This is a genomic window from Amycolatopsis sp. FBCC-B4732 (assembly GCF_023008405.1).
GTDB lineage: Bacteria > Actinomycetota > Actinomycetes > Mycobacteriales > Pseudonocardiaceae > Amycolatopsis > Amycolatopsis pretoriensis_A.
Genome location: NZ_CP095376.1, coordinates 1,224,070 through 1,238,256, shown reverse-complemented (window position 1 = coordinate 1,238,256; position 14,187 = coordinate 1,224,070). Strand labels below are relative to the sequence as shown.

Below are 14,187 nucleotides of genomic sequence, written 5' to 3'. Positions count from 1 at the left end.
TGCTCAGAGCAGGTGCGATCGTCGCCAGATGGCCGAGGTCAACCAACCTTCAATGAAGCCGGCGTCCTTGCAGAAGGCCACCAGCCGTTCGGACATCCAGCGCAAGGACTCGTGGTAACGCGGATTGGCGAGGGCAGCCCGGTAGGCGGCCCGCGAACTCAATCCGGCTCGCCGGTAGGTCGCCGGCCGGAGCAGCGTGCGTCCCAGCGACCACCCCAGCAACGCCACGCCGATTCGGTTCAGCCGGCGTGAAAGCGGCCCGGCTTCCGTCATCGTGCGCAGCGCGGCCTCACGCGCGTAGGTCACGTGCCGGCTCTCCTCCAGAACGTGGATCCGGTAAACCATTCGCAGCAATGGTTGAATGCTCTCGTCGTTCATCGCCTCACGCTGCAGGCGATCGACCGGTTCCTCGAAGAAGAGCGCGCTGGCCCAGAAGAACGGACCTTGCGGGATAATCGCCGAAACGACGTTCACCAACTTGGTGACGAGCCTCGACTGCGGCACGACCGAACCGCCGAGCCACGTTGTCGCTTTCGCGAACATGGTCGAATGCCGGCACTCGTCGGCGACTTCGGTCAGGGCGTACAACGCCGGATCCGACGCCGGAGCACCCTCCTGCACTGCACGAAGCAGTGACCGCATGAGACTGAGCTCGGCGTGGATGACCACGGACGACAAGGTGATCGCTTCCTGCCGCGCCAGCTCGATCCGCTGCTCGGGAGAGAGTGAGTCCCACAATGGGGTGCCGTACAGAGGTAAACGATGCGTCGGGAAGAAGAGCTTGTCTTCGTCAATTGGCGCGCGCCAATCGATATCCACCTGCGGATCATACGATCGATCGGCCGACGACCTGAGCAACCGCCGGGCGGTCTGCTCTTGGTTCACCTGAACTCCCCTGCTCACCCTACGTGCTTTTCTTCGTCCTTCTCAAGGCTGCCCGGCGTGAAGCCGAGCTGTCAACCTAAGCGGACTGGATCGCGTTGCTGGTACGAACCGGATACCGGTGCCCCCGCTCGCCGACGAGTCCGGCTGACGCTGAGCGAATCGGTGCCGACCAGGACAGTCGTGACGCTCGCCGGGGCGTAGCCGCGGCCGCCGCGTCGGCGGAGTAGACCGCAACCGCCTCCTCATCGCCTCGAACTGCGCATCACGTTCACCGCGCGCTCCCCCGCGACCGACGCTCCATCACCAGCCGTACGTCAACGCGGATCAGCAGGCCATCGGGCAGGACGATTGGTGTGATTGCCGCCGGAATCTCACCGGGGGACTCGCGAGCACCAGCAGAAAACGGCCCCTGACCAGGCAGAACCTGGGCAGGGGCCGCACTTGTCTGATCCAGCTGCGTCCGGGGCAGTCAGGACGGCAGCCCCAGGATTCCGTGCTCGCCAGCCTGTGAAGCGACGATCTCGACGAAGTGCTGCAAGACGACGAACGGCAGCGTCTGCTCCCCGTCGAAGAAGACGTCCGCCGGCTTCTCTTCTTCGGGCGCGTAGACCACCACCGTCACGGCGGTCGGTCCTGGAGCCGGTGAAGCAGGCATAGCAGCTGAGGCCGGAACCGTGCGCGCCTCACTGAGCTCGAAATACGTGGTCCGATCCTCGCCTACGCCGGTCTCGATGGTCGCAGCGCAGTACAAGCCGCCATCGAACTCCCAGGTCACCAGAGACATGGCGGGGATGTTGCCACATCTGCGTCAGCCGGCCGCAGGTCGCACATCCACGGTCGCCCGCGGGGCGGCTGGGCGGCGGCGCCGGGTTGGCCGCGCTCAACGTCTGGCTGGTGCCGAGAACCAGTAGGCCGGCTGACCACAGTGGACGTCGGCCGAACGTGGACGAGTACGCCTGCGGTTCCGGGCTCTGCTACCGGGCGAAGTTCGGTTCCGCCGCTTCCAGCCGTGGTACCGGAATGCCCAACCGTCGTGCTTCGGTCAGTGTGTCCCGGCAGACCTCGCGTGGCTCCTCGGCCTCGGGGTCGGAGTGCGCCGCCATACTCACGCGCGCCGGCTCGACGTGAGCGGTGAGCCAGGCGAGCACCGGAGCTGTCAGCCAGGTGGGTGCCCGGAACAGCAGCACCCCGCCCCGGTGACGGCGTAAGTCGACGCCGCGTGCCTCGAGGAGTGGCAGCAGCTCGCGGGCCGCCAGCAGTCCCTCGCGCAAGTCTCTCCTCGACCCGGCCAGTTTGGACAGAGACCCCACTCGCAGCCCCTGTGAGAGCAGGCCCGCGTCCGACGCGAAGTGGACCCACAGCCAGCCGCGGAAGTCGGGGCGTTCCTTGATGCGGAGTCCGGCCTCGCGGAATGCCTGGCGCGCCGCCAGTTCTCGGTCGGTCGGGGGTTCGCCGAGCGTGCCGAAGACGACCGAACGCATCAGCATTCCACGGAGCACTCCTCCCGCGTCGAAGCCGCCGCCGGCCTGAGGGAAGCCCCATGCGATGCGGTCGGCCGGAAGTGCGCCGATCGCGGCCGGGGGCTCCGTCCAGATGTTGCCGAAGACCAGAACCGTGGCCTGGCCGAGGCGCGGGGCCAGGAAGGCCGTTGCCTCCTCGAGGCGGTGGTGCGGCACGCTGAGCACGATCAGGTCGAAGTCGTGGCCGGGCTCCAGGGCCTCGCGGTAGCGCACCGGCCACTTCTCGGTGACGCGCTGCCCCCACACCCGGCGCCGCAGGTCGCTCAGGTCGAGCTCCACCGTGTCCCCGTACGTCGCCGCGCGGCCTGGCCGGACGTAGAACTCGACGTCGTGCCCCGCCCGTTGGAGGGCCCAGCCGTAAACGGTGGCGATCACGCCTCGGCCGAACATCAGGATCTTCACGCGCACCTCGTGGGGTATTCTCTCGATCTGGAGGTCATCTCCACTTCTGAAAATATGGAGATCATCTCCATTTGTCAACGGGAGGGTGGTTCGTGACCGCAGAGAAGCCGCTGCGGGCCGATGCCCAGCGCAAGCGCGATGCCCTGCTCGCCAAGGCCCGGGAGGTCTTCGACGCCGGCGGCTTCTTCGACCTGCGCTTCGACGACTTCGCCCGGTTGGCCGGGGTGGGCACCGGCACGTTGTACCGCCACTTCCCCACCCGGGAGTCGCTGGCCGAAGCGGTCTACCGCGGGGAAGTCGCCGCCCTGTGCGACCGCGCCCGCCGGCTGCAGGCCACGTTGCCCCCGGCGGAGGCCTTGGCGACCTTCCTGCGCGGCATGGTCGACCACATCGCGGCCCACGAGGGCCTGGCCCGGACGCTGGCCACGCTCATGGCCGATCGGGCCGGCGACCTCGCCGAAGGCAGCCGGGCGCTGGAGCAGGCGGTCGCCGACCTGGTGGCCGCCGCCGTGCGGGACGGCGCCGTCCGTGACGACGTGGACGCCGGTGCCGTGATGATGGCGCTGCACGGCATCGGCGCGGCCCACGACCGACCGGGCTGGCGGGCCGAGGCCGACGGTGTCATCACCCTCGTGCTGGACGGGTTGCGCTGCCGGCCATGACAAGCGTGGCACCGACGCGTCAGGACGGATCTGCCGGGTTTTCGGTCCGCGGCATGTCGGCGTCGAGACCGGCGGCGAGGGCGACGATCGCGTTGAGGACCGTCACCACCTCCTTGCGTGGCTCCGAGCGGGTGGTGCGGTGCCGCGCGACGAGGGTGCGGGTTCCGAGGCCGGGCAACGACACCGCCTTCGCACCGTCCGGGACCGCTTCCCGCACCGCGAGCGCGGGCACGAGCGCGATGCCCAGGCCGCCCGCCACCATCGACAGGGCGACGTTGTAGTCGTAGTAGCTGTGGCCGGGCGCCGGGGCGGGCGGAAATGCGCGGCGGGCGTGCTCGGTGGCCGTGTGCGCTGCCGTTTCGGAGTCGACGCCCAGCCAGGTCAGGTGCTCCAAGTCGGCCGTGCTGGCCGGGTCCGGAGTTCCGGTGGGCAGGACGACCAGCCACGGTTCTTCCAGGATCGGGACGTCGCGGGTGCCGCGCGCCGGTTTTCCCTCGCCTGAAAGGCTTCGGTCCTCGAGGATGAGCAGATCGACCGTGCCCGAACGCAGTGATTGCAGCGCCTTGCCGGTCTCCATCTCGCGGATCACCACTTCCAGCGCGGGGAACTGCTCCCGCAACTGGTGCACGAGCGGGATCAGCAGCGAGCGGATGACGGACTGGAACCCGGCGATGACGACCGTGCCGGTGACGTCTTCGGCAAGGGCGGCCAGGGCTTTGCGCGCGTCGATGAGTTCGGCCTCGATGTGCTCGGCCGCCTCGGCCAGGACCCGCCCGGCCGGGGTCAGGACGGCGCCGGTGGGCTGGCGGTCGAGCACCGCCGTGCCGGTCGACTCCTCGAGACGGGCGATCTGCTGGGACACCGCCGAGGGCGTCAGGTGCAGGAGATCACCGGCGGCGAGCACGCCGCCTGCGCGGTGCACGGCGAGCAGGACGGCGAGCCGGCGCGGATCGATCTGCATTCAGCAGAGCTTAACCCCCGGAGCAGATAACTTCGATTGCGTTGTACCCCCGCGGCCCGTCACGATGGCGCCATGGAGGAAATGTTGTCACTGGCCGCCACCACGGCCGGCTGGCTGGGAGCACTCGGAACCGCAACGGCGTACGGCCTGGTCTCCGGCCGGGTGGTCGAATCGGGCTCGGCCACGTTCCAGTCGCTCAACCTGTCGGGCGCCGCCCTGCTCGCCGTCTCGGCCGCCGCCAGCGGTGCCTGGCCCGGGGTCGCCGCGAACTTCGTCTGGGTCCTGATCAGCGTGATCACGCTGATCAGCGCGCGCGGCGCCCTGAGCGGCAGGCCGACCCCGGGTGAGACAGCCCCGTCGAGCTCCCCGGGCTGATCGGTCTCGCGGCGACCGTGACGCCGGACTAGCCGAGACCCGGACCGCGGGCCGCGCGGGAGTTCGCGCCGGCTCGGGCGGTGAGCAGGCCCAGCGCGATCATGGCGACGCCCAGGCCCAGGTGCAGCCAGTTGTCCGCGGTGTTGACCGGGACGAAGTTGGCGTCGCTGCCGTGGTCGATGACCAGCCCGTACAGCCAGAGAACGAGGTAGACGGCCCCGCCGCCGATCAGGAACGTCCGCGCGCCTCGTGCGGTGCGGGCCGAAGCGAGGCCGACGACGCCGAACAGCAGGTGCACGACGTTGTGCAGGACCGAGACCATGAACACGCCCAGCAGCATGGCCATCGAGTCGTGGCCGGCGAAGCTCAGCTGGTCGTAGTCCGTGGTGACGCCGGGGACGAACCCGAGTACGCCGACCAGCAGGAACACGACCGACACGACCATCGCGGTGAGCTGCACCGGTGTCCGCGTGCGAGCAGGACTGGTTGCCGACATGGCTTTCCCTTCGTGGAACCGCATCAGAGACGTGCCGCCTTCCGGCACGGATAGCGGGCTTCCCGGTTTTCCCGCGAACACACCTGAGGGTTCGATCGCGCTCGTCCGGGTATCCGCTCGACGTCAAGGCACGCAGCCACCGACCGACGCCGGATCCCCACGGTCCGCCCTCGGAAGTGGTCTCGGGTTCAACCCCAGCTCGGGCGCCGCGACGGCCACCGCTCGCGCGGCCGTCCCGCCTGCGCTGCCGAGCACCCGAGCGAAGGGGTTCCCCATGGCCGACGGCGACGTGCACACCTACTTCGAAGACAGCCAGTGGAAAAACCGCATCGAGGGCGGCGTCCGCGCTTCCAACACCTCGCGGCACCGGGTGGACGCCGTCGTCGCCGGACGGCAGACCGCGAAGAAGCGACACGTCGCGCACGTCGTCCACGACCGCGACGGCGGGATCGAAAGCGAGCGGACTTTCCGGCCGCTCGACCGGTAGGCGCGACGGTGCCCAGGTCGGCCGCCGCCGTGGTGCTGCCCGCCGCGCCGACGTCACCCGAAAGTGGCCCCGACCGGCTACTTGTTCTACCGTGGGTGGTGAACCGGTCGAGACAACGGCCGCAAACCTGTACCCCGCGCTCGGGGCATCAGTTGTCGCGCGGCCTTCTCACCGCGATCACACTTCAGCGTTGTACCTAGGGTGTGTCCTACGAAAGCAGGCCACCATGACCATCGAACTCGACCGCACCACGGTCCAGCCCGCCATCACCCTGCCGACCGACCTGTGGGTGCGGACCCACCGGCCGGAGAGCGGCACCGCCGTCGTCGAAGTCGGCGGTGATCTCGACGCCGCCGGTGCGCCGCGGCTGGCCGAGCTGCTCGAGGCCCGCGCCAACAGCACCCTGCGGCGGCTCGTGATCGACCTCACCGAGGTCGGCTTCCTCAGTGCCGCCGGGCTCTCCGTCCTCGAACACGGCTACCTCCGGGCGTGTCAGCACCAGATCCTTTGCACCGTCAGGGTTTCCGCCGGCAGCCCGATCCTCCGCACCATCGGCCTCTTCCCGCTGCGCTTCAGGGAAGCGATCGAGGTCTGCTGACCGAGCTCAAGGCGAACCGGACGCCTGGCGGTCCGATGTGGACGGAGGCGGTGGTCGACACCGGGCGCGGCCCGTCGATGAGGAGCGCGAGGTACCCTTGCGGTCGGCGCCCGCGGGATCACCGGGGTGGGCGGTGGCCGGCGTCATCACGACCACCGCGGCCAGGTCGCGGTTTGCGGACGCGCCGGTACACCGTCGCCCGCGCGCTGAACGACGTCCTCGACGTGTCACCCCGGGGCCGTCTTCCTCGAAGGCCTGGCCCGCCGCCGCGACGATGCGCTCGTGGTTGCGCACCGCGTCGCCCCGGAGGCGCCGTCCGCACGCTGACGCCATGCCCGTACGTTGACTCACCAGGTGATGGGCAGGGCGTGCAGTCCGTCGACGACGTGGAACGCGCGGAACTCGACGCACTCGGTGAGCGGCGAGTCCCGGTTCGCCGCAGGCCGGGCCGGCACCAGCTGCTCACCGGCGGGGGTCTTGTGCCCGGCGATCTCCACCTCGGTGGTCGTCTTGCGGGGGACGCCGACGTGGACGATCGAGAGCCGGCGAAGCAGTTCCGCCACCTCGGGCTCGACCGCGGCCGGGTCGTCGCGCACCAGCGCCGGCTGGTCGGGGTGGCGCAGCAGGGCCAGCGTGCCAAGGCCGAGCATGTCGTCGCCCGGCTCGGCCTGGGCGCGCGCGACGGACCCCGCACCACTACATGAACGTGCTGTCGCCCCGCGGCGCCGACCAGCCGGTCTGGCTCCCGCGGCCCGAGCAGGTACCGAGCGCGGCCGGTCGTCGCATCGAGTCGTGACGCGGTCCGGGTGACCGCGGCCGGCGGAGGCCTTCCGGCCGGTCGATGCCGGCCTCGGCGCCCCGGGATATCGCCGGTGTATCGAAATCCGCATACGGGACGGCAACGGCGGCCGCTCTTGACTGGGGCGCATGACCGACAGCCAGCAAGCGCCGGCCCGGGGGCCGGGGTCCGTGACCACCGGGGTCGCCGTCTACGGGTGCGGGGCCGACGAGGCCGCTCTCTTCCGGGAGCTGGCGGTGCACTGCGGGGTCACGCCCGCCATCACCGAGGCCGCCGTCTCCGCGGCCAACGCCGGGCTGGCCACCGGCATGCGGTGCGTCAGCGTCGGGCACAAGACGCGGGTCACCGCGGCCACCCTGCTCGCGCTGAGCCGGATCGGCGTGGAGTACGTCTCCACCCGGAGCGTCGGCTACGACCACATCGACGTCGGCTACGCGAAGTCCGTCGGCATCACCGTGGAAAACGTCGCCTACTCGCCCGACAGCGTGGCCGACTACACCTTGCTGCTCATGCTGATGGTGCTCCGGGACGCGAAGACCACCTTGCGGCGCGCGGAAGTCCACGACTTCCGGTTGAACGACGTCCGCGGGAAGGAACTGCGGGACCTGACCGTCGGGGTGGTCGGCACCGGGCGCATCGGGGTCGCCGTCATGGATCGGCTGCGGGGGTTCGGGTGCCGCATCCTGGCGCACGACAGCCTGCCACGGAACTCCGCCGACTACGTTCCGCTCGACGAACTCCTGCAGGTCAGCGACATCGTCACGCTCCACACGCCGTTGACGCCGGACACGCACCACCTGCTCGACCGGCGGCGGATCGCGCGGCTGAAGCGGGGTGCCTTCGTCGTCAACACCGGGCGCGGGCCGCTCCTCGACACCGACGCTCTCCTGCGTGGGCTGGAAAGCGGGCGGCTGGGCGGCGCCGCGCTGGACGTCCTCGAAGGCGAGGAAGGCGTTTTCTACGCCGACTGCCGGGGGAAGGCCATCGAAACCGAAGTGCTGGTGCGGCTGCAGAAACTGCCCAACGTCGTGATCAGCCCGCACACCGCCTACTACACCGACCACGCCCTGAGCGACACCGTCGAAAACAGCCTCGTCAACTGCCTGAGCTTCGAAAGCGGGAACCACCGTGGTTAAGCTGAAAGTCGGGATCCTCTTCGGGGGCCCGTCCGAGGAACACCCCGTCTCCGTCAAGTCCGCGCGCGAGGTCGCCGGGCACCTCGACGCCGGAAAGTACGAGCCGGTCTGGATCCGGATCTCCCAGGACGGTGACTGGGAACTCTGCGACGGTCCCGGCGCGGAGCACGGCAGCCCGGTCGTGCTGTCGCCGGACGGGTTGCTCGTGCTTTCCGACGGGAAGTACGAGGTGATCCGGCTGGACGTCGTGCTGCCGGTGCTGCACGGCCGGTTCGGCGAGGACGGCGCGGTGCAGGGTTTACTCGAACTGGCCGGCGTTCCGTACGCCGGCTGTGACGTCACCGGTTCCGCGCTGTGCATGGACAAGTCCCTCACCTACCTCGTCGTCGCGAGCGCGGGCATCGCCACGCCGAAGCACTGGGACGCGGACGAAAACCCCGGCGAGTTCACCTATCCCGTCTTCGTCAAGCCCGCGCGGTCGGGTTCTTCCTTCGGGGTCAGCAAAGTGCTCCGCGCGGAAGACCTGCCGGACGCGGTGGAAGCCGCACGGCAGTACGACGAGAAGGTGCTGGTCGAGGAAGCCGTCGTCGGCAGCGAGATCGGGTGTTCCCTGCTGGGCGATGGTTCCGACCTGATCACGGGCGAGCTGGACCGGGTCGCGCTCAGCCACGGGTTCTTCAAGATCCACCAGGAGGAGAACCCGGAAAGCGGGTCCGAGAACTCCGCGTTCATCGTGCCCGCGGACATCCCGGCGGCGGCGCGTGCGCTCGTCCTGGAGACGGCGAAGGCCGTCTACCGCGCCCTGCGGTGCCGGGGGCTGGCGCGGGTCGACGTGTTCCTCAAGGAGGACGGGACCGTCGTGCTCAACGAGGTCAACACCCTGCCCGGCCTGACCTCCTACAGCCGCTACCCGAGGATGATGGCCGCCGCGGGACTGCCGCTCGGGGACGTCCTCGACCGGCTGATTTCGCTGGCGCTGAAGGAGAAAACGCGGTGAAGGACGGCTTCGTCTTCGTGGACGAGTTCGTGCCCGGGATCCGCTGGGACGCCAAGTACGCCACCTGGGACAACTTCACCGGCAGGCCCGTGGACGGCTACCTCGCCAACCGGGTCGTCGGCACCCGGGCGTTGTGCGCGGCTTTGGAACGGGCCCGGGAAAAGGCCGAAACCCTCGGGTTCGGGCTGCTCCTGTGGGACGGCTACCGCCCGCAGCGGGCCGTCGAGTGCTTCTTGCGCTGGTCGCGGAAACCCGAGGACGGCCGGACCAAGCCGCGGCACTACCCGAACATCGAGCGGGCCGCGATGGTCGAAAAGGGTTACGTGGCCACGAAGTCGGGACACAGCCGGGGCAGCACCGTCGACCTGACGCTCTACCACCTGGACACCGGCGAGCTCGCCGCGATGGGTGGTGGCCACGACCTGATGGACGCGGTCTCGCACCACGGGGCGGCCGGGATCACGCCGGCCGAGGCGGAGAACCGGCGGCACCTCTGCGCCATCATGGAGTCCTGCGGGTTCCGCCGGTACGACCGCGAATGGTGGCACTACACGCTGAACGGCGAGCCCTACCCGGACACCTACTTCGACTTCCCCGTGCCGTGGCGATCGTGACGGCGCCGCGCGTCGTCGTCGCCGGGGGTCATTCGGCCGGGCACATCGAACCCATGTTGAACTTCGCCGACGCGTTGCGCCGCCTGGCACCCACCGCGGAAGTCACCGCGCTGGGGACCGTCCGCGGCCTGGACACCACGCTCGTCCCGGCCCGCGGCTACCGGCTCGAACTCATCCCGCCGGCGCCGCTGCCGCGTGGCGCGGACCCGGCCCTGGTGCGGGCACCGGCGCGGCTGCTGGACTCGGTGCGGGCGGCCGCGGCGGTGCTCGACCGCGTGCGCGCCGAGGTCGTGGTGGGTTTCGGCGGTTATGTGGCCGGGCCCGCCTACCTCGCCGCCCGGCGGCGGGGCCTGCCGATCGTCGTGCACGAGGCGAACGCGCGGCCCGGGGTGGCGAACCGGCTGGCCGCCCGCCTGACGCCGCACGTGTTCACGGCCGCACCGGGGGTCCGGCTGCCGCACGCGACCGCCATCGGGATCCCGCTGCGACCGGCGATCACCGGCCTCGACCGGCCCGCACTGCGCGATGCCGCCCGGCGGCGGTCCGGCTTGCGCTCCTCCGGGCCGGTGCTGGTGGTCACCGGTGGTTCGCAGGGTGCGCGGACGATCAACGCCGCGGTGACCGGCGCGGCGGCGGCGTTGCGGGCGGCCGGGGTGCAGGTCCTGCACATCACGGGACCGCGGCACGTGGCCGACACGACGGCGGCACTGCGGGCGGCCACCGGGCCGCGGCCCGCCGACGCGCCACAGCTTGCTGACGGCGACCCGTCCTACGTCGTCGTCCCCTACGTCGACGAGATGCGCTACGCCTACGCCGCCGCCGACTTCGTGCTCTGCCGCTCGGGGGCGATGACCTGCGCCGAACTGGCCGCCGTCGGGCTGCCGGCGGCGTACGTCCCGCTCCCCGACCGCGGTGGCGAACAGCGGCTGAACGCCGAGCCCGCCGTCTCGGCCGGCGCGGCCCTGCTCGTCGACGACGAAGACCTCGACGCGGCCTGGATCGAGACCACCCTCGTCCCGGTGCTCACCGATCCGGCGCGGATCGCGGCGATGTCGGCGCGTGCGAGGGCGACCAGTGCGCCCGACGCGGACGTCGTCCTGGCCCGGCACGTGCTCACCGCGCTCGAGGAGCGGCGGGCACGCGCACGGTGACGCGGAGGCCGCCGTCGAGCCGGGGCGTCAGGGTGAGCGTTCCGTCGTGCGCGCGGGCGATGCTGCTGACGATGGCCAGGCCGAGGCCGACGCCCGCCTGGTCGCTCTTCACGCGTTCGGTACCGCGCCGGAACGGCTCGGCGAGCGTCGCCACCAGCTCCGGCGGGAGCGGCTCGCCGGTGTTCTCGACGGTGAGCTCGACGCTCCCGGCGTGGACGCTCGTCTCGACCCACACCGTGCCCGCCACCGGCAGGTTGTGGACGATCGCGTTGTGCACGAGGTTCGTCGTCAGCTGCAGCAGCAACGCGGCCGAGCCGGTGGCGGCGGCCGGCTCGCCGGACACCGAAAGCCCGACGCCGCGCTTCTCCGCGAACGGGAGGAGCGTCTCGGCGGCCTCTTCCGCGACCAGCGACAGGTCGACGGGCTCCGGCGTGAACGACCGCTGGTCGGCGCGGCTGAGCAGGAGCAGCGCTTCGGCGAGGTCGATCGCCCGGGTGTTGACGGCGTCGAGCCGGCCGACGAGCTCGTCGACGTCACGGTCGCCGTCGTGACGGGCGACCTCGAGGAGCGTCCGCGTGATCGCCAGCGGCGTGCGCAGTTCGTGGGACGCGTTGGCGGCGAACCGCCGCTGTTCGGCGACTTGGGCTTCGAGCCGGGCGAGCATGGTGTCGAAGGCGTCGGCGAGCTCGCGGAACTCGTCGCGCCGGCCCGGCAGCCGGATCCGGTGCGAGAGCAGGCCGTCCGCGGCCGTGCGGGTGGCGTCGGTGATGCGGGTCAGCGGGGCGAGCATCCGCCCGGCGAGGAACCACCCGCCCGTCAGCCCGAACACCAGCAGGAAGATCAGGCAAGCCGCCGCGGACGGTGCGAAGGCCCGGATGAGGACGCGGCCCGGCGGGGCCATCACCACCGGCATGAGCTCCATGCCGAGCTGCTGGTAGTACAGCAGGAACAGGCCGATGGCGGCGAGCAGCAGCGTGCCCGTGAGCATGACGAAACCGGCGTAGCTGAGGGTCAGTTTGAGGCGGACGCTCAGGCCGGGCACCCTATCCACGGCCGGCTCCCGGCTCGATGCGGTAGCCGGCGCCGGGCACGGTGGCGATGATCCCGGGTTCCCCGAGCCGTTTGCGCAACGCCGACACCGTGATGCGGACGGCGTTGGTGAACGGGTCGGCGTTCTCGTCCCAAGCCCGTTCCAGGAGGTCCTCGGCGCTGACGACACCCCCTTCGGCGGCGACGAGGACCTCCAGCACGGCGAACTGCTTCCGGGTCAGGGCGACGTAACGGCCGTCGCGGTAGACCTCGCGGCGGAACGGGTCCAGCCGCAGGCCGGCGATCTCCCGCACGGGCGGCCGGTTGTGGGCGCGCCGCCGGTCGAGCGCCCGCAGCCGCAGCACGAGCTCCCGCAGCGCGAACGGCTTGGTGAGGTAGTCGTCGGCACCGAGCTCGAACCCGGTGGCCTTGTCGTCGATCCGGTCGGCGGCGGTGAGCATGAGGATCGGGGTGCCGCTGCCGGAGGCGACGATGTGCCGCGCGACCTCGTCGCCGGACGGCCCGGGGATGTCGCGGTCGAGCACGGCGATGTCGTAGGTGGTGACGCTCAGCAGCTCCAGCGCGGTGTCCCCGTCGCCGGCGATGTCGGCCGCGATCGCCGCCAGGCGCAGCCCGTCCCGGATGCCTTCGGCCAGATAGGGTTCGTCCTCGACGACCAGCACACGCACGCTCCCGATCGTACGAGCCGGCTCCTATCGGCGGCGTATCGAAAACCGGATACGGGCCGGCATCGCGGCCCTGCCTTGACTGGGCGCATGACTCCTCGCGAACTGGTCGTCCGCGGCGCCGTCCCCCACCCGGTGAGCGTCTTCGACGACGAGACCCCGGCGGTCGCCAACCTCGATCCGCAGCTGCTCGCCGCCCTGCGCCGGGCCGCGGCCGACGCCGGGATCCCGATCCTCGTCAACGGTGGCTGGCGGTCGCCCGAGTACCAGGAAGAGCTGTTCCGCCGGGCGGTCGCCGAGTACGGCTCGGAACGGGAAGCCCGCCGCTGGGTGGCCCCGCCCGGCACCTCGGCGCACGTGTCGGGCAACGCCGTCGACGTCGGCCCCGCGGCGGCCCGGCGGTGGCTGTCCGAGCACGGTGCGGGGTACGGGCTGTGCCAGATCTACCGCAACGAACCGTGGCACTTCGAGCTGCGCCCCGAAGCTGTCGAGCACGGCTGCCCGCCGATGTACCCCGACCCGAGTCACGACCCGCGGACGAGGGTCAGGACGTGATCGTCGGCAGTTCCGGGGCCGCCACGTCGTAGACCTTGCCCTCCTGCGTCAGCAGGGCCGCCAGGACCTTCGCCTTGCGGTCCGTCTGCTCCGCCGTCCCCCAGCGGACGATCTTCCCGCTCGACAACGTGAACTCCACGCTCGCCGGTGTCTTCGCCGTCGCCGTCGTCACCTGCTTCAGCAACTGCTCCGGGATCACGCCGAGGACCGCCGTCACCGCTCGGGTCACCGGGTCGTCCGCCGACACCTTGGGGAGCTTCAGTTCCGGCAGGCCGGCTGGGCGGGCCGGAACCGTCTTGAAGACCACGCCGCCGCCGTCGACCAGGTGGACGCCGTCGCCGCCCGGGCCGCTGTCGAAGAACGCGATGGCCGTTCGCTCGGTCACCGTGATCTCGATCGTGCTCGGCCAGGAGCGGGACACCTCGACCGTCGCGATACCCGGCATGCCCGCCACCCGGTCGCGGATCTCGTCGGCGTCCAGGCGCAGCAACGGTTTCCCGGCCGGCACCGCCGCCGCCGCGCGGATCTGGTCCGCGCTCACCGTGCGCGCGCCCGCCACCGCGACGTCCTTGACGCCCAGCATCGAGCTGAAGAACAGCAGGTACACGCCCGCGACGACGGTCACCACGGTCAGCAGCGCGACCCACCGGCGGCGGATCTCCACCTGCCGGTTGGGCCGGTGGGGCCGGGTGCGCGGCGCCGTCTTCGCGCGCGCGGCGCGGGTGCGGCGGCGCTCCTCGTCGGAGCGCCGCCCGCGCCGTTCCCGCGCCAGGGCAGCACGATCCCGATCGCCGGTTTCGGACGGACGGCGGCGTTCCCTGGTCGGACTCATGG

18 protein-coding genes are annotated in these 14,187 nt (G+C 71.0%); 9 read left to right on the top strand and 9 right to left on the bottom strand.

Annotated features, from left to right (window positions below; translation table 11 throughout):
- Positions 1–3: 3 nt before the first annotated feature.
- The 3 genes from MUY14_RS04970 to MUY14_RS04960 all read right to left on the bottom strand — a co-directional run bounded on the left by MUY14_RS04970 (position 4) and on the right by MUY14_RS04960 (position 2,807).
- Positions 4–885, bottom strand: coding sequence for a diiron oxygenase (locus tag MUY14_RS04970; protein WP_247021257.1), 882 nt, complete (start codon positions 883–885; stop codon positions 4–6).
- 469 nt (positions 886–1,354) lie between these two features.
- Positions 1,355–1,669, bottom strand: a complete 315-nt coding sequence (locus tag MUY14_RS04965; RefSeq protein ID WP_247021255.1) for a hypothetical protein — start codon at positions 1,667–1,669, stop codon at positions 1,355–1,357.
- 190 nt (positions 1,670–1,859) lie between these two features.
- Entirely contained in the window at positions 1,860–2,807 is a 948-nt protein-coding gene (locus tag MUY14_RS04960) for a ketopantoate reductase family protein (protein WP_247021253.1), read from the bottom strand.
- A gap of 92 nt (positions 2,808–2,899) precedes the next feature.
- Here MUY14_RS04960 and MUY14_RS04955 point away from each other — a divergent pair, with 92 nt between their 5' ends.
- Complete coding sequence (locus MUY14_RS04955; protein WP_247021251.1) at positions 2,900–3,469, top strand: TetR/AcrR family transcriptional regulator; 570 nt, start codon at positions 2,900–2,902, stop codon at positions 3,467–3,469.
- 19 nt (positions 3,470–3,488) lie between these two features.
- Here the strand turns inward: MUY14_RS04955 and MUY14_RS04950 are convergent, their stop codons facing one another.
- Complete coding sequence (locus MUY14_RS04950; protein ID WP_247021249.1) at positions 3,489–4,430, bottom strand: LysR family transcriptional regulator; 942 nt, start codon at positions 4,428–4,430, stop codon at positions 3,489–3,491.
- Between the two features lie 72 nt (positions 4,431–4,502).
- Between MUY14_RS04950 and MUY14_RS04945 the strand changes: the two genes are divergently transcribed.
- Positions 4,503–4,805, top strand: coding sequence for a hypothetical protein (locus tag MUY14_RS04945; RefSeq protein WP_247021247.1), 303 nt, complete (start codon positions 4,503–4,505; stop codon positions 4,803–4,805).
- Between the two features lie 28 nt (positions 4,806–4,833).
- Here the strand turns inward: MUY14_RS04945 and MUY14_RS04940 are convergent, their stop codons facing one another.
- Positions 4,834–5,301, bottom strand: coding sequence for a DUF4383 domain-containing protein (locus MUY14_RS04940; RefSeq protein ID WP_247021245.1), 468 nt, complete (start codon positions 5,299–5,301; stop codon positions 4,834–4,836).
- 274 nt (positions 5,302–5,575) lie between these two features.
- Here MUY14_RS04940 and MUY14_RS04935 point away from each other — a divergent pair, with 274 nt between their 5' ends.
- Together MUY14_RS04935 and MUY14_RS04930 are read left to right on the top strand one after the other, a co-directional pair.
- Positions 5,576–5,788, top strand: a complete 213-nt coding sequence (locus MUY14_RS04935) for a DUF2188 domain-containing protein (RefSeq protein ID WP_247021243.1) — start codon at positions 5,576–5,578, stop codon at positions 5,786–5,788.
- 226 nt (positions 5,789–6,014) lie between these two features.
- Entirely contained in the window at positions 6,015–6,386 is a 372-nt protein-coding gene (locus MUY14_RS04930) for an STAS domain-containing protein (RefSeq protein ID WP_247021241.1), read from the top strand.
- A gap of 347 nt (positions 6,387–6,733) precedes the next feature.
- Here MUY14_RS04930 and MUY14_RS04925 read toward each other — a convergent pair whose 3' ends face one another.
- Positions 6,734–7,036 (bottom strand): hypothetical protein, encoded by a 303-nt coding sequence (locus MUY14_RS04925; RefSeq protein WP_247021239.1) that lies wholly within the window; start codon positions 7,034–7,036, stop codon positions 6,734–6,736.
- Positions 7,037–7,313: 277 nt separating this feature from the next.
- Here MUY14_RS04925 and MUY14_RS04920 point away from each other — a divergent pair, with 277 nt between their 5' ends.
- The 4 genes from MUY14_RS04920 to MUY14_RS04905 are packed head-to-tail and all read left to right on the top strand — an operon-like array spanning position 7,314 to position 11,083.
- Entirely contained in the window at positions 7,314–8,321 is a 1,008-nt protein-coding gene (locus MUY14_RS04920) for a D-isomer specific 2-hydroxyacid dehydrogenase family protein (protein WP_247021237.1), read from the top strand.
- On the top strand, positions 8,314–9,318 hold the full coding sequence (locus tag MUY14_RS04915; RefSeq protein WP_247021235.1) for a D-alanine--D-alanine ligase family protein: 1,005 nt from the start codon (positions 8,314–8,316) through the stop codon (positions 9,316–9,318). The genes MUY14_RS04920 and MUY14_RS04915 overlap by 8 nt, the downstream gene beginning before the upstream one ends.
- Entirely contained in the window at positions 9,315–9,932 is a 618-nt protein-coding gene (gene vanX / locus MUY14_RS04910) for a D-Ala-D-Ala dipeptidase VanX (protein ID WP_247021234.1), read from the top strand. The genes MUY14_RS04915 and vanX overlap by 4 nt, the downstream gene beginning before the upstream one ends.
- Positions 9,929–11,083, top strand: a complete 1,155-nt coding sequence (locus tag MUY14_RS04905; protein WP_247021232.1) for a glycosyltransferase — start codon at positions 9,929–9,931, stop codon at positions 11,081–11,083. Before vanX ends, MUY14_RS04905 begins: the two co-directional genes overlap by 4 nt.
- Here the strand turns inward: MUY14_RS04905 and MUY14_RS04900 are convergent.
- Together MUY14_RS04900 and MUY14_RS04895 are read right to left on the bottom strand one after the other, a co-directional pair.
- Positions 11,046–12,134, bottom strand: coding sequence for a HAMP domain-containing sensor histidine kinase (locus MUY14_RS04900; RefSeq protein ID WP_247021230.1), 1,089 nt, complete (start codon positions 12,132–12,134; stop codon positions 11,046–11,048). The two genes, MUY14_RS04905 and MUY14_RS04900, sit on opposite strands and share 38 nt — an antisense overlap.
- The gene (locus tag MUY14_RS04895) at positions 12,127–12,801 is read right to left on the bottom strand and encodes a response regulator transcription factor (RefSeq protein ID WP_247021228.1); all 675 of its coding nucleotides are present in this window, start codon (positions 12,799–12,801) and stop codon (positions 12,127–12,129) included. The genes MUY14_RS04900 and MUY14_RS04895 overlap by 8 nt, the downstream gene beginning before the upstream one ends.
- An 87-nt stretch (positions 12,802–12,888) precedes the next feature.
- Here MUY14_RS04895 and MUY14_RS04890 point away from each other — a divergent pair, with 87 nt between their 5' ends.
- Positions 12,889–13,353 (top strand): M15 family metallopeptidase, encoded by a 465-nt coding sequence (locus MUY14_RS04890; protein ID WP_247021226.1) that lies wholly within the window; start codon positions 12,889–12,891, stop codon positions 13,351–13,353.
- On the opposite strand, the gene MUY14_RS04885 is transcribed toward MUY14_RS04890, so the two are convergent.
- Positions 13,343–14,185 carry a cell division protein FtsQ/DivIB gene (locus tag MUY14_RS04885; RefSeq protein WP_247021224.1) on the bottom strand — a complete coding sequence of 281 codons (843 nt, stop codon included), beginning with the start codon at positions 14,183–14,185 and terminating at the stop codon, positions 13,343–13,345. The genes MUY14_RS04890 and MUY14_RS04885 overlap by 11 nt on opposite strands.
- Between the last annotated feature and the right edge of the window lie 2 nt (positions 14,186–14,187).